Source organism: Enterobacter cloacae complex sp.6700776, assembly GCF_048284255.1.
GTDB classification, from domain to species: domain Bacteria; phylum Pseudomonadota; class Gammaproteobacteria; order Enterobacterales; family Enterobacteriaceae; genus Enterobacter; species Enterobacter intestinihominis.
This window is the reverse complement of sequence record NZ_JBLVYK010000003.1, coordinates 275,829-295,147: the sequence shown is the minus strand read 5'-3', so window position 1 is coordinate 295,147 and position 19,319 is coordinate 275,829. Positions and strand designations below refer to the sequence as shown.

Sequence of the window (19,319 nt, the reverse complement as noted above, 5' to 3'; positions counted from 1 at the left end):
CTATGAAAAAAACCGCAATCGCTCTGCTGGCGCTGCTGGCCAGTGGAGCAAGCCTGGCCGCCACGCCGTGGCAGAAAATCACCCACCCGGTAGCGGGAAGCGCGCAGTCCATTGGCGCTTTCTCCAACGGGTGTATCGTCGGCGCGCAGGAACTTCCGCTGCAGTCGGACACCTATCAGGTGATGCGCACCGACCAGCGCCGTTACTTCGGCCATCCTGACCTGGTGCTGTTTATTCAGCGTCTTGGCAACCAGGTGCATAACCTGGGGCTGGGGACGATGCTGATTGGCGATATGGGGATGCCTGCAGGTGGTCGCTTCAACGGCGGTCACGCCAGCCACCAGACCGGACTGGATGTGGACATCTTCCTGCAACTGCCGAAAACGCGCTGGAGCTCAGCGCAGCTGCTGAAACCGCAGGCGCTGGATCTGGTCTCGGCCGACGGTAAACGGGTCGTGGCCTCGCGCTGGTCGCCGGAAATTTCCAGCATGATTAAGCTGGCGGCAGAGGATAACGACGTCACACGGATCTTTGTTAACCCGGCCATCAAGCAGCAGCTTTGCCTGGATGCGGGAACGGATCGCGACTGGCTGCGTAAAGTGCGCCCATGGTTCCAGCACCGGGCGCATATGCATGTTCGCCTGCGCTGCCCGGCGAACAGCCTGGAATGTGAAGATCAGCCGCTGCCACCGCCTGGCGATGGTTGTGGTTACGAACTGCAAAGCTGGTTTGAACCGGCCAAGCCTGGAACCTCTAAGCCTGAGAAGAAGACACCGCCTCCGTTGCCGCCTTCCTGCCAGGCGCTACTGGATGAGCATGTACTTTAATGGATAATTTCGTCGATCTGTTTATGGTGTCACCGCTGCTGCTGGCGGTGCTCTTTTTTGTTGCGATGTTAGCCGGATTTATCGATGCCCTGGCGGGCGGTGGCGGGTTGCTCACCGTTCCGGCGCTGCTGGCGGCAGGCATGAGCCCTGCCCAGGCGCTTGCCACCAACAAACTCCAGGCATGCGGCGGTTCGCTCTCCTCATCGCTCTACTTTGTTCGGCGCAAAGTGGTGAATCTCGCCGATCAGAAGCTCAATATCCTGATGACGTTTATTGGCTCGACGGCGGGCGCGCTGCTGGTCCAGCACGTACAGTCCGACATTCTGCGCCAGATCCTGCCGATTCTGGTTATCTGTATTGGCCTCTATTTCTTACTGATGCCAAAGCTCGGCGAGGAAGACCGGGCGCGGCGACTGCACGGCCTGCCGTTTGCGCTGATTTCCGGTGGCTGCGTCGGTTTTTACGACGGCTTCTTTGGTCCGGGGGCAGGCTCGTTTTACGCGCTGGCATTCGTGACGCTGGCCGGGTTCAACCTCGCCAAATCCACCGCCCACGCCAAAGTCCTCAACGCAACCTCCAACGTTGGCGGTCTGCTGCTGTTTATCATTGGCGGCAAGGTTATCTGGGCTACCGGATTTGTGATGATGGCGGGGCAGTTTTTGGGCGCGCGCGCAGGCTCGCGTCTGGTATTAAGCAAAGGGCAAAAGCTGATCCGCCCGATGATTGTTGTTGTCTCGGCGGTGATGAGCGCCAAACTTCTTTATGACAGCCATGGACAGGAGATCCTCACCTGGTTGGGGATGAACTAATGAACAGTACGCATAAATACGAACAGCTGATTGAGATCTTCGACAGCTGTTTTGCTGATGATTTTAATACCCGTCTGATTAAAGGCGACGACGAACCGATCTATCTTCCTGCTGATGACCAGGTTTCATACAACCGCATCGTCTTTGCCCACGGCTTTTACGCCAGCGGTTTGCACGAGATTTCGCACTGGTGCATCGCGGGGAAAGCGCGTCGCGAGCTGGTGGACTTTGGTTACTGGTACTGCCCGGACGGGCGCGACGCCGCCACCCAGGGGCAGTTCGAAGATGTGGAGGTGAAACCGCAGGCGCTGGAGTGGCTGTTCTGCGTGGCGGCGGGTTTCCCGTTCAACGTCAGCTGTGACAACCTTGAAGGCGACTTCGAGCCAGACCGTATCGTCTTCCAGCGCCGCGTGCATGCGCAGTTGATGGAATATCTTGAGAAAGGCATCCCGGAACGTCCGGCACGCCTGATCGAGGCTTTACAAAATTATTACCATACGCCGGAGATCACGGCGGAATGCTTCCCGTGGCCGGAAGATTTATAACAGAGGAAAGAAGATGATCGCAGAATTTGAATCACGCATTCTGGCGTTAATTGATGACATGGTGGAACACGCCAGCGATGATGAGCTGTTCGCCAGCGGTTATCTGCGTGGTCACCTGACGCTGGCGGTAGCCGCGCTGGAAGCCGGGGACGATCACTCTGCCGACGCCGTTCACGCGGAAGTTACTCGCAGCCTTGAAAAAGCCATTCTGGCCGGGGAACTGTCTCCACGCGACCAGTCTTTAGTGCTGGGCATGTGGGACAATTTGTTCCAGCAGGCTAAACGCTAAGTTGCCGCCTTCTCTTCCCTCTCCCTTTTGGGGAGAGGGCCAGGGTGAGGACACCAGACCGCACCCTACTTAACCCTTTTCCCCTTCAGCAATTTCCGCACCCACAGTCGGTTCGGATTAAGCCCCGCGAGCGTAACCCTGTCCAGCGGAACCGGCTCATCGCTCATTTGCGCGGCTAGCACTTCAGCCAGCAATGGCGCGGAGCATAATCCCCGCGAGCCTAAGCCACCCAACATAAACAGTTCCGGATAAACGGGCGCACTTACCGCCGTTTCTTTGTTGTCTGCAAGATCCTGATAGACTTCAAGCGTGGCGTCATAGTCCGGCACGTTTCCCGCCATCGGCAGGTGATCGCGGGTCGCGCAGCGTACGCCGCAGCGCGCCTGACCCTCACTGACATCAACCTCTTTCGCCCACGACGCATTCGGGAAACAGTCGAGCAGGCGCTGGCGGTTTTGCTGCTGATCCGCTTCGCTGTACTGCATATCTGTTTCACCGCGATGATAGCTGGCACCGATGCAGTGATGGCCGTTGGACGGATTTTGCGGCGTCGCGTAGCCGTCGTAACACAGCACCTGACGCAGTTTGCTCAGTTCGGGCGCAGTGGGGATATGGCTCACCTGGCCGCCGACTGGATAAACCGGCAATGACGCTGTCTGGGTAAACTGAGTGATGTGATGTCCGTTGGCCAGTACAACGCTGGCATGCTGCGACGCATTGCCGTCAGCAAAACGCAGTTCCCAGTGCGCAGTGCGGCTTAGCGATTCAACCTTGTGGGCATAATGCACTGTCAACCCACGCGACTGCCCGAGGGCTATCGCCGCAGAAGTCAGTTCAGCCGGACATAGCCAGCCGCCGAGTGGATACTGAATTCCGCCGCAGCCGGTGTCGACGCCAGCGGTCTCAGCAACCTGCTGAGCCGTCACTGCATGGGCGATGGTTTCCGGCAGCCCCAGCGACAACATTTGGGTGATTTTCTGTTGGCTCTTCTCATCCCAGCCCAACTGCGTCACACCGCACCAGTCGTGGTCGAACGCAACCGGCAGGCTATCGTAAAGGCGACGAGCAAACGTAAACGCAGCCGGGAAGAACTGGAACAGTGCGGGATCGTGTGAACTTAATAAGGGATAAAGCGCCCCCTGACGGTTGCCTGATGCACCCATCGCCGGTGCCTCGTCAGCGCAGTAGAGCGTCACCTGCCAGCCACGGTGCAGCAGCGCCAGTGAGAGCAGGGCGCTGGCAATACCTCCGCCCACAATGGCGACCTCACGCGACGCACTGGGGCGGCGAGCAAACCAGGGTGCCTGTGCCGGGATCGCCAGATCCTGTTCCATCACCCCCACCAGCATGTCGCGTTTGCGGCCAAAGCCTTTGGTTTTCCGCATGGTAAACCCCGCCTCCTGCAACCCACGGCGGACAAAGCCCGCCGAGGTGAAGGTGGCAAGCGTCGCGCCCGGGCGTGCCAGACGTGCCATTGCGCTGAACAGGTGCGGACTCCACATGTCAGGGTTTTTGGCGGGCGCAAAACCGTCCAGGAACCAGGCGTCCACTTTCTGATGCATTGAGTCATCGAGCTTATCGGTCAGGTCGTTAATGTCGCCAAGCCACAGGTCGAGCGTGACGCGTCCGTCGTCCAGAATCAGACGATGACAGCCGCCGATAGCCGGTGGCCACTGGGCCTGAAGCTGTTCCGCCCAGTGGGCAAGCTCCGGCCAGCGCTGATGGGCAAGCCGCAGATCGTGCGCGGTAAGCGGAAATTTTTCAAAACTGATGAAATGTAATCTTTGTAAGGTAGCTTCGGGGTGTGCAGCGCGAAACTGATCGAAGGCCTGCCAGAGGGTCAAAAAATTCAGCCCGGTGCCGAAACCGCTCTCCGCGACGACAAACAGGCTGCGCGGATGCTCAGGGAAGCGGGTGCTGAGATGATTTCCTTCGAGGAAGACATAGCGCGTCTCTTCCAGTCCGTTATCATTAGAAAAGTAGACGTCATCAAAATCTCGGGAAACAGGTGTACCCTCAGCGTTGAATTCGAGGTTGGCAGGTTGTATGGCGTTTTGTTTCACGTAAGTTACTCGTCCGACAGGCAGTGGCACGATCTTAGCGATGTGAGCCCATCGGTGCAAATTTCCACAGAAAATCGCTGATCGGACTTGTTCGGCGTACAAGTGTACGCTATTGTGCGACTCGAAACTTTTTATAGTGCGACTTACAGAGGTATTGAATGAAACGTGCAGTGATTACTGGCCTGGGCATCGTTTCCAGCATCGGTAATAACCAGCAGGAAGTCCTGGCATCTCTGCGTGAAGGACGCTCCGGGATCACTTTCTCTGAAGAGTTTAAAGATTCTGGAATGCGTAGCCACGTATGGGGTAACGTTAAACTGGATACCACCGGTTTAATTGACCGTAAAGTGGTTCGTTTCATGAACGATGCCTCTATCTACGCCTATCTTTCCATGCAGGAAGCGATCAAGGATTCTGGTCTGAGCGAAGACGCTTACCAGAACAACCCACGCGTGGGCCTGATTGCAGGCTCCGGCGGTTCCTCTAAAGCTCAGGTGTTCGGTGCTGACGCCATGCGCAGCCCGCGCGGCCTGAAAGCGGTCGGTCCATATGTTGTGACCAAAGCCATGGGTTCAGCGGTTTCCGCGTGCCTGGCAACGCCGTTCAAAATCCACGGTGTGAACTACTCCATCAGCTCCGCATGTGCGACCTCCGCACACTGTATCGGTAATGCGGTTGAGCAGATCCAGCTGGGCAAACAGGACATCGTATTTGCTGGCGGCGGCGAAGAGCTGGGCTGGGAAATGGCCTGTGAGTTCGACGCGATGGGCGCACTGTCCACCAAATACAACGAAACGCCAGACAAAGCATCCCGTACCTATGATGCACACCGCGACGGTTTTGTTATCGCTGGCGGCGGCGGTATGGTTGTGGTTGAAGAGCTGGAACACGCGCTGGCGCGTGGCGCGCACATCTACGCTGAGATCGTGGGCTACGGCGCAACGTCTGACGGCGCTGACATGGTTGCTCCATCCGGCGAAGGCGCGGTGCGCTGCATGAAGATGGCGATGCACGGCGTTGATACCCCAATCGACTACCTGAACTCTCACGGCACCTCAACGCCGGTAGGCGACGTGAAAGAGCTGGGTGCGATCCGTGAAGTGTTCGGCGACAACAGTCCGGCTATCTCTGCAACCAAAGCCATGACCGGTCACTCTCTGGGTGCGGCGGGTGTGCAGGAAGCGATCTACTCTCTGCTGATGCTGGAAAACGGTTTTATCGCGCCAAGCATCAACATCGACGAGATGGACGAGCAGGCGGCAGGCCTGAACATCGTGACCGAAACCACCGAACGTGAGCTGACGACCGTTATGTCCAACAGCTTCGGTTTCGGCGGCACCAACGCCACGCTGGTGATGCGTAAGCTGAAAGCGTAAGCGTTTGAAGATATAGTAGAAGGGAGCCACGCGGCTCCCTTTTTTTATGCCTGAACACGGAGTTATGCATGAAGGCTGTTACCCCTGAGAAGAGCGCTCCTTCCGGGAACCTTTCCCTTTTCCGCATCGCCTTTGCGGTGTTTCTGACCTACATGACCGTTGGTCTGCCGCTGCCGGTGATCCCCTTGTTCGTTCACCAGGAGCTGGGCTATGGCAACACCATGGTCGGTATTGCGGTGGGCATTCAGTTTTTAGCGACGGTTTTAACCCGGGGCTACGCCGGTCGCCTGGCGGATCAGCACGGCGCAAAACGCTCGGCGTTGCAGGGCATGTTTGCCTGCGGGCTGGCGGGGGGAGCCTGGCTGCTGGCGGCGCTGTTGCCGATAGATGCAGCGTATAAATTCGCGCTGCTGGTGGCAGGGCGCCTGATCCTCGGCTTTGGCGAAAGCCAGCTGCTGACCGGCACCCTGACCTGGGGAATGGGGCTGGTGGGACCTGCGCGTTCCGGAAAAGTGATGTCCTGGAACGGGATGGCGATTTACGGCGCGCTGGCGGCAGGCGCACCACTGGGGCTGCTGATCCACAGCCAGTTTGGTTTTGCGGCGTTGGCAGGCACCACCATGGTATTACCGCTGCTGGCGTGGGCGTTTAACGGTTCGGTGCGCAAGGTGCCCGCCCATAAAGGCGAGCGTCCTTCGCTGTGGAGCGTGGTGGGGCAAATCTGGCAACCGGGGCTTGGGCTGGCGCTTCAGGGGGTAGGCTTCGCGGTTATTGGTACCTTTGTCTCCCTCTATTTCATGAGCCGCGGCTGGGCGATGGCGGGCTTTACGCTGACGGCCTTTGGCGGCGCGTTTGTATTGATGCGCGTGCTGTTTGGCTGGATGCCGGATCGCTTTGGCGGCGTGAAGGTGGCGGTGGCGTCACTGGTCATTGAGACCATGGGTCTGGTACTGCTCTGGCAGGCGCCGTCCGCATCCGTTGCGCTGCTGGGTGCGGCGTTAACCGGCTGCGGCTGCTCACTGATCTTCCCGGCGCTGGGCGTTGAAGTGGTTAAGCGCGTGGCTCCGCAGGTGCGCGGCACGGCGCTGGGCGGCTATGCGGCGTTTCAGGATATCTCTTACGGCATCACCGGGCCGCTGGCGGGGCTGCTTGCAACGTCGTTTGGCTATCCTTCCGTATTTCTCGCCGGTGCGGTGTCAGCGGTAGTGGGGATTGTGGTGACGCTGGTGGCGTTTCGCAGGTCGTAGTTTTTGCCCGGTGGCGCTCCGCTTACCGGGCCTACAACCGCGCGAACCGTAGGCCGGGTAAGGCGTAGCCGCCACCCGGCAGTTTTAAGAAACCAGCCAGAAAATCGCCAGCGCAATCAGCAACGCGATAAACATCAATCCCGGACGGGCAGAAAGCGTCTTGAACGTGTCAACAACGGGGGCAAACAGCGGGTTGTAGATCGGCTGAATGTTTCTTACCTCCGGCACGCCGCCTTCCCGCTCGGCGCGGCGAACGAAGATCTGATTCAGTAAATCCTGTACCTGCGCGGTGGTCAGCACGGTTTGCGGTGTCGCCTGCCAGCTCTGCTGGGCGTAATCCCGGATCATATCGAACTCGTGCGGTTCCAGCGGTTGTTTCAGTGCCGCCTGTACGCTGTGCAGGGTCGGAGCGCTCTGGGTGCTGAGCGTCTGACGCGCCTGGAGCCAGGTGACCAGATGGGTAAACTGTTTTGCCGGGATCATCTCGCCCGCTTTCACACCGGAAAGTTCCAGCATGGATTGCCAGATAAGCTTTGTCGGTTCGCCGGTGGCGGCAGCCAGCTTAGTGACCATCTGCTTGAGCGTATTATGCTCCGCAGGCTGCAATGGCCGTTCTGTAGACGGGCGCTGTTGCGGCTGCGGGATAGAAAGCTGATTGCTTTGCAGCAGGGTCAACACGGTTTTCAGCTGTTCCGGCGAAAGCTGGCTCAGGGCGGTATGACCGTATTGCTGACGGATAAAATCACTCACCGCCTGACGATTATTCCCCTGGCCCAACAGCTCGGTCAGCTGCGAGATAATCTGGCGGGTAGTATGTTGCTGCTGTGCGCTGGTAAGACGCTGGTTCAGGTTTTGTTCGGCGGCAGGGAAATGGCGCGACTGTAGCGGCGCATCGTTTCTGACGCCCAAATCGTGCTTAACGCCGGCCCATACCTCTGCGTTTTGCTGTGAGGTCAACGCAATAAGACGCGTGATAAGACGCTCCAGTACGGTGCGTTGCTGCGTGGAGAGCGGTTGTTCGCCTGGCGTGTTGGGCGTTACGGGGCCTTCACCCGGAGGGCGCGGAGGCGTACCTGAAATGGGCTGCATCGTCAAAAATCCTTAAAGTCAAACTCTGCGTAACCGGGCGGAGATATATGCCCGGCGGCGAGATTATGGCACACTTGGCAGGTTTACTTCCTCTCAAACAGGTACTCAGACGTGAAAATCCTCGTTGATGAAAATATGCCTTACGCCCGTGAGCTGTTCAGCCGCCTGGGTGAGGTTAAGGCTGTCCCTGGTCGCCCGATTCCGGTCAGCGAACTGGACGATGCAGACGCCCTGATGGTGCGCTCGGTGACCAAAGTAAATGAGGCGCTGCTCACCGGCAAAGGGGTTAAATTTGTCGGGACGGCAACGGCCGGGACCGATCATGTGGATGACCAGTGGCTTAAGCAGGCGGGGATTGGTTTTTCCGCGGCACCAGGCTGTAACGCCATTGCCGTCGTGGAATATGTATTCTCCTCGCTATTGATGCTGGCCGAGCGCGATGGTTTTGCGCTGAAAGACCGCACCGTCGGGATTGTGGGTGTGGGCAACGTGGGCGGACGTCTGCAAAAGCGTCTGGAAGCCTGGGGCATCCGCACTCTGCTGTGCGATCCGCCGCGTAAGGATAACGGCGATGAGGGCGATTTCCGCACGCTGGATGAGCTGGTCGACGAGTGCGACGTCATCACCTTCCATACGCCGCTCTTTAAAGAAGGGCCGTACAAGACTCTGCACCTGGCCGACGAAAAGCTGATCCGCCGTCTGAAGGCTGGCACTATTCTGATAAATGCCTGCCGGGGACCGGTGGTGGATAACGCGGCGCTGCTGACATGTCTCGACGAGGGTCAAGATCTTAGCGTCGTACTGGACGTCTGGGAGCCAGAGCCGGATCTCAACGTCGCATTGCTGAATAAGGTGGACGTGGGTACCGCGCATATCGCGGGTTATACCCTTGAAGGCAAAGCGCGTGGCACAACCCAGGTGTTTGAGGCTTACAGCGCCTTTATCGGCCATCCGCAGCAGGTAGCGCTGGATACGCTGCTGCCCGCCCCGGAATTTGGTCGCATTACCCTTCATGGACCGCTGGATGAGGCAACGCTGAAAAGACTGGTGCATTTGGTGTATGATGTGCGCCGCGATGACGCGCTGCTGCGTAAAGTGGCGGGTATTCCGGGTGAGTTTGACAAGCTGCGCAAAAATTACCTTGAGCGCCGCGAGTGGTCCTCCCTGTATGTGATGTGCGATGACGCCCCCGCGGCGGCGCTGTTGCATCAGCTGGGATTTAACGCCGTTCACCACCCGGCACGTTAATGTCTTCTTAATGCTCCCTGTCGGATATTCCGGCAGGGACGCTTTTTTATTTCTGGAGTAAACCACCATGTCTGAAGGCTGGAACATTGCCATTTTGGGTGCCACTGGCGCCGTGGGCGAAGCCCTGCTTGAAACCCTTGCTGAGCGTCAGTTCCCGGTGGGCGACATTTACGCGCTGGCGCGTACCGACAGCGCAGGAGAACATCTGCGTTTCGGCGGGAAATCCGTGATGGTGCAGGATGCCGCCGCGTTTGACTGGACACAGGCTCAGCTGGCGTTTTTTGCCGCAGGTGCGGAAGCCACGGCATCCTACATTGAAGAAGCGACCAATTCAGGCTGTCTGGTGATCGACCTGAGCGGTCTGTTCTCCCTGGAGCCGGATGTGCCGTTGGTGGTGCCGGACGTCAACCCGTTTGTGCTGGCTGACTACCGCAACCGCAATATCATTGCAGTACCGCACAGCCTCACCAGCCAGCTGCTGACCGCGCTGAAGCCGCTGATCGACGACGGTGGCCTGTCGCGTATTTCCGTGACCAGCCTGCTGTCAGCCTCCGCTAACGGCAAAAAAGCCGTAGACGCACTGGCAGGGCAGAGCGCGAAGCTGCTGAACGGTATCCCGATCGACGAAGATGATTTCTTTGGCCGCCAGCTGGCGTTCAACATGCTGCCGCTGCTGCCGGATCGTGAAGGTTCGGTGCGGGAAGAGCGTCGTATCGTCGATGAAGCACGCAAAATTCTGCAGGATGACGGTCTGATGATCTCCGCGAACGTCGTGCAGTCTCCGGTCTTTTACGGCCACGCGCAGATGGTCGGGTTTGAAGCCCTGCGTCCGCTGGCGGCTGAAGAAGCCCGCGACGCGTTTGGCCGCGGAGAGGACCTTGTCCTGTCCGAAGAGAGTGAATTCCCGACGCAGGTGGGCGACGCTACCGGCAGCGCGCATCTCTCTGTGGGCTGCGTGCGTAACGATTACGGTATGCCTGAGCAGGTGCAGTTCTGGTCCGTTGCCGACAACGTGCGTTTTGGCGGCGCGCTGATGGCGGTCAAAATCGCGGAAAAACTGGTGCAGGAGTATCTGTACTGATGTCAGATGTGGAACAAAAGCCGGTCCACAGAATTGCCCTCGGCATTGAATACGATGGCAGTAAATACTATGGCTGGCAGCGGCAGAATGAGGTGCGCAGCGTCCAGGAGAAGCTGGAGAAAGCGCTCTCTCAGGTGGCGAATGAACCGATAAGCGTCTTCTGTGCGGGCCGCACCGATGCCGGCGTTCACGGCACGGGACAGGTAGTGCATTTTGACACCACCGCCGTGCGCAAAGACGCGGCCTGGACGCTGGGTGTAAATGCGAATTTGCCTGGTGACATTGCCGTGCGTTGGGTGAAAGCTGTGCCGGATGATTTTCACGCGCGTTTCAGCGCGACGGCGCGGCGCTACCGTTATGTCATCTACAACCAGCGCCTGCGCCCGGCGGTGTTAAGCCAGGGCGTGACGCATTTTTATGAACCGCTGGATGCAGAACGTATGCGGCGTGCGGCGCAGTGTCTGATTGGAGAGAATGATTTTACGTCGTTTCGTGCGGTGCAGTGTCAGTCCCGTACGCCGTGGCGTAACGTCATGCACATTAACGTCAGTCGTTATGGCGCGTATGTGGTGGTGGATATCAAAGCCAATGCCTTTGTACATCATATGGTGCGGAATATTGTAGGCAGCCTGATGGAAGTGGGCGCCGGACACCAGCCGGAGAGCTGGATTGCAGAACTGCTGGCAGCGAAGGACAGAACGCTTGCGGCAGCAACGGCGAAAGCGGAAGGTCTGTATCTGGTTTCGGTGGATTACCCGGACCGGTTCGACCTGCCAAAACCGCCAATGGGCCCGCTGTTTTTAGCGGACTAAACAAAGGCGCAATTAGGGCTTAGACAATATGGACGTAATACGTTTTCTGATTGATTTCATCCTGCACATTGATGTTCACCTGGCGGAGCTGGTCGCGCAGTACGGCGTCTGGGTATACGCCATTCTGTTCCTCATTCTGTTCTGTGAAACCGGCCTTGTGGTTACGCCGTTCCTGCCGGGAGATTCACTGCTGTTCGTGGCGGGCGCGTTATCCGCACTGCCAACGAATGACCTGAATGTCCACCTGATGGTCGTCCTGATGATCATCGCCGCGATTATTGGTGATGCGGTCAACTACACTATCGGGCGGGTGTTTGGCGAGCGGTTGTTCAGTAATCCGGACTCGAAGATTTTCCGCCGCAGTTATTTAGATAAGACCCATGCGTTCTATGAGCGCCATGGCGGTAAAACCATTATCCTTGCCCGTTTTGTGCCTATTGTGCGCACATTTGCACCGTTTGTGGCGGGAATGGGTCACATGTCCTATCGTCATTTTGCCATGTACAACGTGGTGGGCGCGCTGCTGTGGGTACTGCTGTTTACCTATGCGGGCTACCTGTTTGGCGATCTGCCGGTGGTTCAGGAAAACCTTAAGTTACTGATTGTAGCGATTATTGTGCTTTCCGTTCTGCCGGGTGTGATCGAAATTATTCGTCACAAACGCGCGGCGGCAAAACAAGCGAAGTAAATGCACGCTGGCGGTTCGACCACTTTTTTATCCAAAGTTTCGGGCTGTTATGTTTTAATGTGCAACATTCATGGTCTGTTGGAGGCAAAAATGGCATTATTCGCCTCTTACAGCAAAACTGGCATACGACCAGGTTCAGGCAGAAAGGTTATCAATGAGCTGGATTGAACGAATTAAAAGCAACATTACCCCAACGCGTAAAGCGAGCATTCCTGAAGGGGTATGGACGAAGTGTGATAGCTGCGGCCAGGTTCTGTATCGCGCAGAGCTGGAACGCAATCTTGAGGTGTGTCCGAAGTGTGACCACCATATGCGTATGTCGGCGCGCAACCGCCTGCATAGCCTGCTGGACGAAGGTTCTCTGGTAGAACTGGGCAGCGAACTGGAGCCAAAAGATGTGCTTAAGTTCCGCGACTCCAAAAAATACAAAGATCGTCTGGCCTCTGCACAGAAAGAGACCGGCGAGAAAGACGCGCTGATCGTCATGAAAGGCACCCTGCATGAGATGCCGGTGGTTGCCGCCGCGTTTGAGTTCGCCTTTATGGGCGGCTCAATGGGCTCTGTGGTTGGTGCGCGTTTCGTGCGTGCCGTTGAGCAGGCGCTGGAAGACAACTGCCCGCTGATCTGCTTCTCCGCCTCCGGTGGCGCACGAATGCAGGAAGCGCTGATGTCCCTGATGCAGATGGCGAAAACCTCTGCCGCGCTGGCGAAAATGCAGGAGCGCGGTCTGCCGTACATCTCGGTACTGACCGACCCAACCATGGGCGGCGTTTCTGCAAGCTTCGCGATGCTGGGCGACCTGAACATCGCTGAGCCAAAAGCGCTGATCGGCTTTGCCGGTCCTCGCGTTATCGAGCAGACCGTACGTGAGAAACTGCCGCCGGGCTTCCAGCGCAGTGAGTTCCTCATTGAGAAGGGTGCTATCGACATGATCGTCCGCCGCCCGGAGATGCGCCTCAAACTGGCAAGCGTCCTGGCGAAGCTGATGAATCTGCCGTCGCCGAGCCCGGACGAGCCGCGCGAAGGCGTGGTGGTACCGGATCAGGAACCCGAGGCCTGATAACTGAAAAGGGCAGGGCCAAATGGCGCTGCCCTTTTGCTTTCTAAACCGTTAATGACAACCGGGCATCATGGAAAATAAAAGCATTCCTCAAGCCACGTCGCCCCTGGCCGCGTGGCTTTCTTATCTGGAAAACCTGCACAGTAAAACTATCGACATGGGCCTTGAGCGCGTAAGCCAGGTTGCCGCGCGCCTTGACGTGCTGAAACCTGCGCCTTTCGTGTTTACCGTGGCCGGCACTAACGGTAAAGGCACCACCTGCCGCACGCTGGAATCTGTCCTGATGGCAGCCGGTTATAAGGTAGGCGTTTACAGCTCGCCGCATCTGGTGCGCTACACCGAGCGGGTGCGGGTGCAAAACACCGAGCTGGCCGAATCGGCCCATACGGCGTCGTTTGCCGCTATCGAAGCCGCGCGCGGCGATACCTCATTAACCTATTTCGAATACGGCACCCTGTCGGCGCTGTGGCTGTTTAAGCAGGCGCAACTGGACGTGGTGATCCTGGAAGTGGGGCTGGGCGGGCGTCTGGATGCCACAAATATGGTAGATGCGGATGTCGCCGTCGTCACCAGCATCGCGCTGGATCACACCGACTGGCTGGGGCCCGACCGCGAAAGCATTGGCCGTGAGAAGGCCGGTATTTTCCGGGCCGATAAGCCTGCCGTGGTTGGCGAACCGGACATGCCACATACCATCGCTGAAGTGGCGAAAGAGAAGGGTGCTCGACTGCTGCGTCGCGGCGTGGACTGGCAGTATGAGGTGCAGGACAACGGCTGGCGCTTCAGCGACGCGCAGGGCGTGCTGGAGAATCTGCCGCTGCCGCAGGTGCCACAGCCTAACGCGGCGACTGCGCTGGCAGCCCTGCGCGCCAGCGGGTTAACGGTGAGCGAGCAGGCAATCCGCGATGGCATTCAGAACGCACTGCTGCCGGGACGTTTTCAGATTGTGAGTGAGTCACCGCGTCTGATTCTGGATGTTGCACATAACCCGCATGCGGCGGCGTACCTCGCAGGACGTCTCAAATCGTTACCAAAAACCGGGCGCGTGCTGGCGGTTATCGGTATGCTTCATGATAAAGATATCGGCGGCACGCTGGCCTGCATGGAGAGTGTGGTCGATAGCTGGTATTGTGCTCCTCTGGAAGGGCCGCGCGGCGCGACTGCTGAGCAGTTGATGGAACATCTCGGCAAAGGCGAAATCTACAGCAGTGTGGTTTCGGCCTGGCGTGCCGCGATGGCGGAGGCTAAACCAGAAGATACCGTGCTGGTGTGTGGGTCATTCCACACGGTGGCACATGTCATGGAAGTGATGGACGCGGGGAGAACCGGTGGCGAGTAAGTTTCAGAACCGTTTAACAGGAACCATTGTGCTGGTCGCGCTCGGGGTGATTATTCTCCCGGGATTGCTCGACGGGCAGAAAAAGCATTACCAGGATGAATTTGCGGCCATTCCGCTGGTACCCAAACCGGGCGATCGCGACGAGCCCGATATGCTGCCAGCGGCAACGCAGGCGCTGCCAGCCCAGCCGCCTGAAGGCGCAGCGGAAGAGGTGCGCGCAGGTGATGCAGCCGCGCCGTCTCTTGACCCGTCGCGTCTGGCGACGAACAATAACATCGAGATTGATCCGGTGCCGGTAGAACAGCCTAAGCCTGTTGAGAAGCCGAAACCGGTGGAGAAGCCGCAGCCGAAACCGCAGCGGGATAAAGCGGCCGAGCAACTGGCAGCCGCTTCAGAAACGCCACCGCCGGCGAAACAGGACGCGGCCCCTACCGGCAAAGCCTATGTCGTTCAGCTCGGTGCATTGAAAAATGCAGATAAGGTCAATGAGATTGTGAGTAAACTGCGCGGCGCGGGATACCGTGTTTATACTTCACCCACCACGCCGGTACAGGGTAAAATTACCCGTATCCTCGTGGGGCCGGATGCGTCTAAAGATAAGCTCAAAGGTTCGCTTGGCGAGCTGAAGCAGATCTCCGGGCTGAGCGGTGTGGTGATGAACTACAGCGCAAACTGACAGAAATTACCCCCTCACCCTAACCCTCTCCCCAAAGGGGCGAGGGGATGGTTTGCTCCCTCTCCCTGGAGGGAGATGGCCGGGGTGAGGGGGAGGCAGACGTTCACAGAAACGTCAAAGGTGCGGTGGCGTTGAGCATTTTTTCAGCGCCTTTTTTATTTACGCGTGGGAAGGAAATCCCTACGCAAACGTTTTCTTTTTCTGTTAGAATTCGCCCCGAACTGGATGACAGGGCGTTTAATCGTGGGACACATATGGTCTGGATTGATTACGCCATCATTGCGGTGATTGGTTTTTCCTGTCTGGTTAGCCTGATCCGTGGCTTTGTTCGTGAAGCGTTATCGCTGGTAACCTGGGGTTGTGCTTTCTTTGTTGCCAGTCATTACTACACTTACCTGTCTGTCTGGTTCACGGGCTTTGAAGATGAACTGGTCCGAAACGGAATCGCCATCGCGGTGCTGTTTATCGCGACGCTGATTGTCGGCGCTATCGTCAATTACGTGATAGGTCAGTTGGTCGAGAAAACCGGTCTGTCAGGAACGGACAGGGTGCTCGGCATCTGTTTCGGCGCGTTGCGAGGCGTGCTCATTGTGGCCGCGATCCTGTTCTTCCTGGATACCTTTACCGGGTTCTCCAAAAGTGAAGACTGGCAAAAATCGCAGCTCATTCCGGAGTTCAGCTTCATCATCAGATGGTTCTTTGACTATCTGCAAAGCTCGTCGAGTTTCTTGCCCAGGGCATAAACCCTGAGATGTGGCTTAACGAGGAAAAGACGAATGTGCGGTATTGTCGGTATCGCCGGTTTCATGCCGGTAAACCAGTCGATTTATGACGCGTTAACGGTGCTTCAGCACCGTGGGCAGGATGCTGCGGGTATCATCACCATTGATGCAAACAACTGCTTCCGTTTACGCAAGGCGAACGGCCTGGTAAACGATGTGTTTGAAGCCCGCCATATGCAGCGTCTGCAAGGTAATATGGGGATCGGTCACGTTCGTTATCCTACTGCTGGCAGTTCCAGCGCCTCTGAGGCTCAGCCTTTTTACGTTAACTCCCCGTATGGCATCACGCTTGCCCACAATGGCAATCTGACCAATGCCCACGAGCTGCGTAAAAAGCTGTTTGAAGAGAAACGTCGCCACATTAATACCACCTCTGATTCTGAAATCCTGCTCAATATCTTTGCCAGCGAGCTGGATAACTTCCGCCATTATCCGCTGGAAGCAGACAACATTTTTGCCGCCGTTGCCGCGACTAATCGCCAGATCCGTGGCGCGTACGCTTGCGTGGCGATGATTATCGGTCACGGCATGGTGGCCTTCCGCGATCCAAATGGCATTCGCCCGCTGGTGCTCGGCAAACGTGACCTCGGCGATGGCCGTTCCGAGTACATGGTTGCCTCCGAAAGCGTGGCGCTGGACACGCTGGGCTTCGAATTCCTGCGTGATGTCGCGCCAGGCGAAGCGGTCTACATCACCGAGAAGGGCCAGCTGTTTACCCGCCAGTGCGCCGACAATCCGGTGAGCAACCCGTGCCTGTTCGAATACGTTTACTTCGCGCGTCCGGACTCGTTCATCGACAAAATTTCCGTTTACAGCGCGCGCGTCAACATGGGGACGAAGCTGGGCGAGAAGATTGCCCGCGAGTGGGACGATCTCGACATCGACGTCGTGATCCCAATCCCTGAAACCTCCTGTGATATCGCGCTGGAAATTGCCCGTATTCTGGACAAGCCGTACCGTCAGGGCTTCGTGAAAAACCGCTACGTTGGCCGCACCTTTATCATGCCGGGCCAGCAGCTGCGTCGTAAGTCCGTACGTCGTAAGCTGAACGCTAACCGTGCCGAGTTCCGCGACAAGAATGTGCTGCTGGTGGACGACTCCATTGTGCGCGGCACGACGTCTGAGCAGATCATCGAGATGGCGCGTGAGGCCGGGGCGAAGAAAGTATATCTCGCCTCCGCAGCGCCGGAAATTCGCTTCCCGAACGTGTATGGCATTGATATGCCAACCGCTAATGAGCTGATTGCGCATGGCCGAGAAGTGGATGAGATTCGCCAGATCATCGGGGCCGACGGCCTGATTTTCCAGGATCTGAACGATCTGATCGATGCGGTGCGCGCCGAGAACCCGGATATTCAGCAGTTCGAATGCTCGGTATTCAATGGGATCTACGTGACAAAAGACGTAGACCAGCAGTATCTCGACTACCTTGATTCTCTGCGTAACGACGATGCGAAAGCCGTCCAGCTGCAAAACGATCTCGAAAGCTTAGAGATGCACAACGAAGGTTGATGCTCCGGCAAGTGAGGGGGCTCGCCCTCACTTGCAACTCCCCGTAAAATCCTGCACAGTCAGCCCTGAAATCAGCAAGGGCAAAAATCATGAAACGACTCATTGTAGGGATCAGCGGTGCCAGCGGCGCGATTTATGGCGTCCGGCTGTTACAGGTGCTGCGTGACGTTGCTGGCGTAGAAACCCATCTGGTGATGAGCCAGGCGGCGCGTCAGACCCTCTCTCTTGAAACCGATCTCTCTCTGCGCGACGTTCAGGCGCTGGCTGATGTTGTCCACGATGCCCGCGATATCGCCGCCAGCATCTCTTCGGGCTCGTTTAAAACGGCCGGCATGGTTATTTTGCCCTGTTCGATTAAAACTCTCTCCGGTATCGTAAACAGCTATACCGACACGCTGGTGACGCGTGCGGCGGACGTGGTGCTGAAAGAGCGTCGTCCTCTGGTGCTCTGCGTGCGGGAAACGCCGCTGCACCTGGGACATCTGCGTTTAATGACGCATGCAGCCGAACTGGGAGCTGTGATAATGCCGCCGGTCCCCGCGTTCTATCATCGTCCGCAAACGCTGGACGATGTCATCAACCAGACCGTTAACCGCGTGCTGGATCAGTTCGATATAGACCTGCCGGAAGATCTCTTTACCCGCTGGCAGGGGGCGTGAAGCTGTGCACAAACAAGGTGCATGAAATGACTGTTTGCCCTGTTTCAGGGCAAAACTGCAACCGCGATCATATCCTCGACATTTAATTCGCTTTTTCCCTTTTTCTCTTTCCGGTTCGTTCGGCAGACCTGCTATCTTTCACCATTAAGGCAGTATCGCAACGTTTTATTAACATATTTAACGTCGTAGTTTTAACCCGACGACAATGTGGCATAAGACCTGCAAGAGCAGCCTGCAACACAACACACAACATAAACCATAATAAAATCACGGTTCTTGAGGGTAAATGTATGAAGAAGACGGTTCTGGCTCTGTCTTTGCTCGTGGGCTTGAGTGCAGCAGCAAGTAGCTATGCAGCGCTACCACAGACAGTTCGTATCGGTACAGACGCAACCTACGCGCCATTCTCCTCCAAGGATGCGAAAGGCGACTTCGTGGGGTTTGATATCGATCTGGGAAATGAGATGTGCAAACGTATGGAAGTGAAATGCACATGGGTGGGCAGTGACTTTGACGCGCTGATCCCGTCGCTGAAAGCCAAGAAAATTGATGCCATTATCTCTTCTCTCTCCATCACGGAAAAACGTCAGCAGGAGATCGCCTTCTCAGAGAAGCTCTACGCTGCCGACTCACGTTTGATTGCCGCGAAAGGCTCGCCAATCCAGCCGACCATCGACTCGCTGAAAGGCAAACATGTTGGCGTGCTTCAGGGCTCGACCCAGGAAGGTTACGCCAATGCTAACTGGCGCGAGAAAGGCGTCGATGTGGTCGCTTACCAGAACCAGGATCTGATCTACTCTGACCTGGCGGCAGGCCGTCTGGATGCCGCGTTTCAGGATGAAGTCGCCGCGAGCGAAGGCTTCCTGAAACAGCCTGCGGGTAAAGAGTACGCCTTTGCCGGCCCGTCGGTGAAAGACAAAAAATACTTTGGCGACGGCACCGGTATTGGCCTGCGTAAGGATGATACCGAGTTGAAAGCCGCCTTCGACAAAGCGTTTAATGAGCTGCGTAAAGACGGTACCTACGACAAACTGGCGAAGAAATACTTTGATTTCAACGTCTACGGTGATTAATACCTGAATGAGATGCACTGATGTGGTGCATCTTTAGGGGAAGTGTTCCAGTATGGTGCAAGCAATGCACCATATTGGACCGCCGTGTGCATAGTTAAGCATTTTAAATGCAAAAATTCCCGTTCAGAGGCATTAATCTTTGCC

The 19,319-nt window shown here is 57.1% G+C and carries 19 protein-coding genes; 17 read left to right on the top strand and 2 right to left on the bottom strand.

What is annotated here, in order from left to right; all coding sequences use genetic code 11:
* The first annotated feature begins 2 nt into the window (after positions 1 to 2).
* From mepA to ACNQ0T_RS07475, 4 genes are read left to right on the top strand one after another with little or no spacing between them, the layout of a single operon-like run.
* Complete coding sequence (gene mepA, locus ACNQ0T_RS07490; protein ID WP_003861385.1) at positions 3 to 827, top strand: penicillin-insensitive murein endopeptidase; 825 nt, start codon at positions 3 to 5, stop codon at positions 825 to 827.
* On the top strand, positions 827 to 1,636 hold the full coding sequence (locus ACNQ0T_RS07485) for a sulfite exporter TauE/SafE family protein (protein ID WP_063149113.1): 810 nt from the start codon (positions 827 to 829) through the stop codon (positions 1,634 to 1,636). Before mepA ends, ACNQ0T_RS07485 begins: the two co-directional genes overlap by 1 nt.
* On the top strand, positions 1,636 to 2,181 hold the full coding sequence (locus ACNQ0T_RS07480) for an elongation factor P hydroxylase (RefSeq protein WP_417929829.1): 546 nt from the start codon (positions 1,636 to 1,638) through the stop codon (positions 2,179 to 2,181). The genes ACNQ0T_RS07485 and ACNQ0T_RS07480 overlap by 1 nt, the downstream gene beginning before the upstream one ends.
* Positions 2,182 to 2,194: 13 nt before the next feature.
* Positions 2,195 to 2,470, top strand: a complete 276-nt coding sequence (locus tag ACNQ0T_RS07475) for a YfcL family protein (protein ID WP_022648861.1) — start codon at positions 2,195 to 2,197, stop codon at positions 2,468 to 2,470.
* Between the two features lie 65 nt (positions 2,471 to 2,535).
* Here the strand turns inward: ACNQ0T_RS07475 and mnmC are convergent, their stop codons facing one another.
* Positions 2,536 to 4,533 carry a bifunctional tRNA (5-methylaminomethyl-2-thiouridine)(34)-methyltransferase MnmD/FAD-dependent 5-carboxymethylaminomethyl-2-thiouridine(34) oxidoreductase MnmC gene (gene mnmC / locus ACNQ0T_RS07470; protein ID WP_046619049.1) on the bottom strand — a complete coding sequence of 666 codons (1,998 nt, stop codon included), beginning with the start codon at positions 4,531 to 4,533 and terminating at the stop codon, positions 2,536 to 2,538.
* 158 nt (positions 4,534 to 4,691) lie between these two features.
* On the opposite strand from mnmC, the gene fabB reads away from it, so the two are divergent.
* Positions 4,692 to 5,909 carry a beta-ketoacyl-ACP synthase I gene (gene fabB / locus ACNQ0T_RS07465; protein WP_022648859.1) on the top strand — a complete coding sequence of 406 codons (1,218 nt, stop codon included), beginning with the start codon at positions 4,692 to 4,694 and terminating at the stop codon, positions 5,907 to 5,909.
* 68 nt (positions 5,910 to 5,977) lie between these two features.
* Positions 5,978 to 7,156 (top strand): MFS transporter, encoded by a 1,179-nt coding sequence (locus tag ACNQ0T_RS07460; protein WP_039270236.1) that lies wholly within the window; start codon positions 5,978 to 5,980, stop codon positions 7,154 to 7,156.
* Positions 7,157 to 7,240: 84 nt separating this feature from the next.
* Here ACNQ0T_RS07460 and flk read toward each other — a convergent pair whose 3' ends face one another.
* On the bottom strand, positions 7,241 to 8,245 hold the full coding sequence (flk, locus tag ACNQ0T_RS07455) for a flagella biosynthesis regulator Flk (protein ID WP_023306651.1): 1,005 nt from the start codon (positions 8,243 to 8,245) through the stop codon (positions 7,241 to 7,243).
* Between the two features lie 111 nt (positions 8,246 to 8,356).
* Here flk and pdxB point away from each other — a divergent pair, with 111 nt between their 5' ends.
* The 11 genes from pdxB (at position 8,357) to argT (ending at position 19,175) form a co-directional block, all read left to right on the top strand.
* Positions 8,357 to 9,493 (top strand): 4-phosphoerythronate dehydrogenase PdxB, encoded by a 1,137-nt coding sequence (gene pdxB, locus ACNQ0T_RS07450; protein ID WP_023306650.1) that lies wholly within the window; start codon positions 8,357 to 8,359, stop codon positions 9,491 to 9,493.
* 67 nt (positions 9,494 to 9,560) lie between these two features.
* A complete protein-coding gene (locus ACNQ0T_RS07445) occupies positions 9,561 to 10,574 on the top strand; it encodes an aspartate-semialdehyde dehydrogenase (RefSeq protein ID WP_032623846.1) in 1,014 nt (337 codons plus the stop codon).
* The gene (gene truA, locus ACNQ0T_RS07440) at positions 10,574 to 11,386 is read left to right on the top strand and encodes a tRNA pseudouridine(38-40) synthase TruA (RefSeq protein ID WP_417929827.1); all 813 of its coding nucleotides are present in this window, start codon (positions 10,574 to 10,576) and stop codon (positions 11,384 to 11,386) included. The genes ACNQ0T_RS07445 and truA overlap by 1 nt, the downstream gene beginning before the upstream one ends.
* Positions 11,387 to 11,414: 28 nt before the next feature.
* Positions 11,415 to 12,074 (top strand): DedA family protein, encoded by a 660-nt coding sequence (locus ACNQ0T_RS07435; protein WP_006811410.1) that lies wholly within the window; start codon positions 11,415 to 11,417, stop codon positions 12,072 to 12,074.
* Between the two features lie 154 nt (positions 12,075 to 12,228).
* Positions 12,229 to 13,134 (top strand): acetyl-CoA carboxylase, carboxyltransferase subunit beta, encoded by a 906-nt coding sequence (accD, locus tag ACNQ0T_RS07430; RefSeq protein ID WP_022648854.1) that lies wholly within the window; start codon positions 12,229 to 12,231, stop codon positions 13,132 to 13,134.
* Between the two features lie 70 nt (positions 13,135 to 13,204).
* Positions 13,205 to 14,473, top strand: coding sequence for a bifunctional tetrahydrofolate synthase/dihydrofolate synthase (gene folC, locus ACNQ0T_RS07425; protein ID WP_046619055.1), 1,269 nt, complete (start codon positions 13,205 to 13,207; stop codon positions 14,471 to 14,473).
* Entirely contained in the window at positions 14,463 to 15,149 is a 687-nt protein-coding gene (gene dedD / locus ACNQ0T_RS07420; RefSeq protein ID WP_023300639.1) for a cell division protein DedD, read from the top strand. Before folC ends, dedD begins: the two co-directional genes overlap by 11 nt.
* Before the next feature lie 254 nt (positions 15,150 to 15,403).
* The gene (gene cvpA / locus ACNQ0T_RS07415; RefSeq protein ID WP_000262116.1) at positions 15,404 to 15,892 is read left to right on the top strand and encodes a colicin V production protein; all 489 of its coding nucleotides are present in this window, start codon (positions 15,404 to 15,406) and stop codon (positions 15,890 to 15,892) included.
* 33 nt (positions 15,893 to 15,925) lie between these two features.
* Positions 15,926 to 17,443 (top strand): amidophosphoribosyltransferase, encoded by a 1,518-nt coding sequence (gene purF, locus ACNQ0T_RS07410; RefSeq protein WP_008502595.1) that lies wholly within the window; start codon positions 15,926 to 15,928, stop codon positions 17,441 to 17,443.
* A gap of 89 nt (positions 17,444 to 17,532) precedes the next feature.
* Complete coding sequence (locus tag ACNQ0T_RS07405; protein ID WP_417929826.1) at positions 17,533 to 18,102, top strand: UbiX family flavin prenyltransferase; 570 nt, start codon at positions 17,533 to 17,535, stop codon at positions 18,100 to 18,102.
* Between the two features lie 290 nt (positions 18,103 to 18,392).
* Positions 18,393 to 19,175 (top strand): lysine/arginine/ornithine ABC transporter substrate-binding protein ArgT, encoded by a 783-nt coding sequence (gene argT / locus ACNQ0T_RS07400; protein WP_015572255.1) that lies wholly within the window; start codon positions 18,393 to 18,395, stop codon positions 19,173 to 19,175.
* The last annotated feature ends 144 nt before the right edge of the window (positions 19,176 to 19,319 follow it).

Excerpts from the sequence above, each read along its gene's own strand:
- mepA (WP_003861385.1), top strand. The coding sequence starts at position 3 with ATGAAAAAAACCGCAATCGCTCTGCTGGCGCTGCTGGCCAGTGGAGCA.
- ACNQ0T_RS07485 (WP_063149113.1), top strand. The coding sequence starts at position 827 with ATGGATAATTTCGTCGATCTGTTTATGGTGTCACCGCTGCTGCTGGCG.
- ACNQ0T_RS07480 (WP_417929829.1), top strand. The coding sequence starts at position 1,636 with ATGAACAGTACGCATAAATACGAACAGCTGATTGAGATCTTCGACAGC.
- ACNQ0T_RS07475 (WP_022648861.1), top strand. The coding sequence starts at position 2,195 with ATGATCGCAGAATTTGAATCACGCATTCTGGCGTTAATTGATGACATG.
- fabB (WP_022648859.1), top strand. The coding sequence starts at position 4,692 with ATGAAACGTGCAGTGATTACTGGCCTGGGCATCGTTTCCAGCATCGGT.
- ACNQ0T_RS07460 (WP_039270236.1), top strand. The coding sequence starts at position 5,978 with ATGAAGGCTGTTACCCCTGAGAAGAGCGCTCCTTCCGGGAACCTTTCC.
- flk (WP_023306651.1), bottom strand. The coding sequence starts at position 8,245 with ATGCAGCCCATTTCAGGTACGCCTCCGCGCCCTCCGGGTGAAGGCCCC.
- ACNQ0T_RS07445 (WP_032623846.1), top strand. The coding sequence starts at position 9,561 with ATGTCTGAAGGCTGGAACATTGCCATTTTGGGTGCCACTGGCGCCGTG.
- truA (WP_417929827.1), top strand. The coding sequence starts at position 10,574 with ATGTCAGATGTGGAACAAAAGCCGGTCCACAGAATTGCCCTCGGCATT.
- ACNQ0T_RS07435 (WP_006811410.1), top strand. The coding sequence starts at position 11,415 with ATGGACGTAATACGTTTTCTGATTGATTTCATCCTGCACATTGATGTT.
- accD (WP_022648854.1), top strand. The coding sequence starts at position 12,229 with ATGAGCTGGATTGAACGAATTAAAAGCAACATTACCCCAACGCGTAAA.
- folC (WP_046619055.1), top strand. The coding sequence starts at position 13,205 with ATGGAAAATAAAAGCATTCCTCAAGCCACGTCGCCCCTGGCCGCGTGG.
- cvpA (WP_000262116.1), top strand. The coding sequence starts at position 15,404 with ATGGTCTGGATTGATTACGCCATCATTGCGGTGATTGGTTTTTCCTGT.
- purF (WP_008502595.1), top strand. The coding sequence starts at position 15,926 with ATGTGCGGTATTGTCGGTATCGCCGGTTTCATGCCGGTAAACCAGTCG.
- ACNQ0T_RS07405 (WP_417929826.1), top strand. The coding sequence starts at position 17,533 with ATGAAACGACTCATTGTAGGGATCAGCGGTGCCAGCGGCGCGATTTAT.
- argT (WP_015572255.1), top strand. The coding sequence starts at position 18,393 with ATGAAGAAGACGGTTCTGGCTCTGTCTTTGCTCGTGGGCTTGAGTGCA.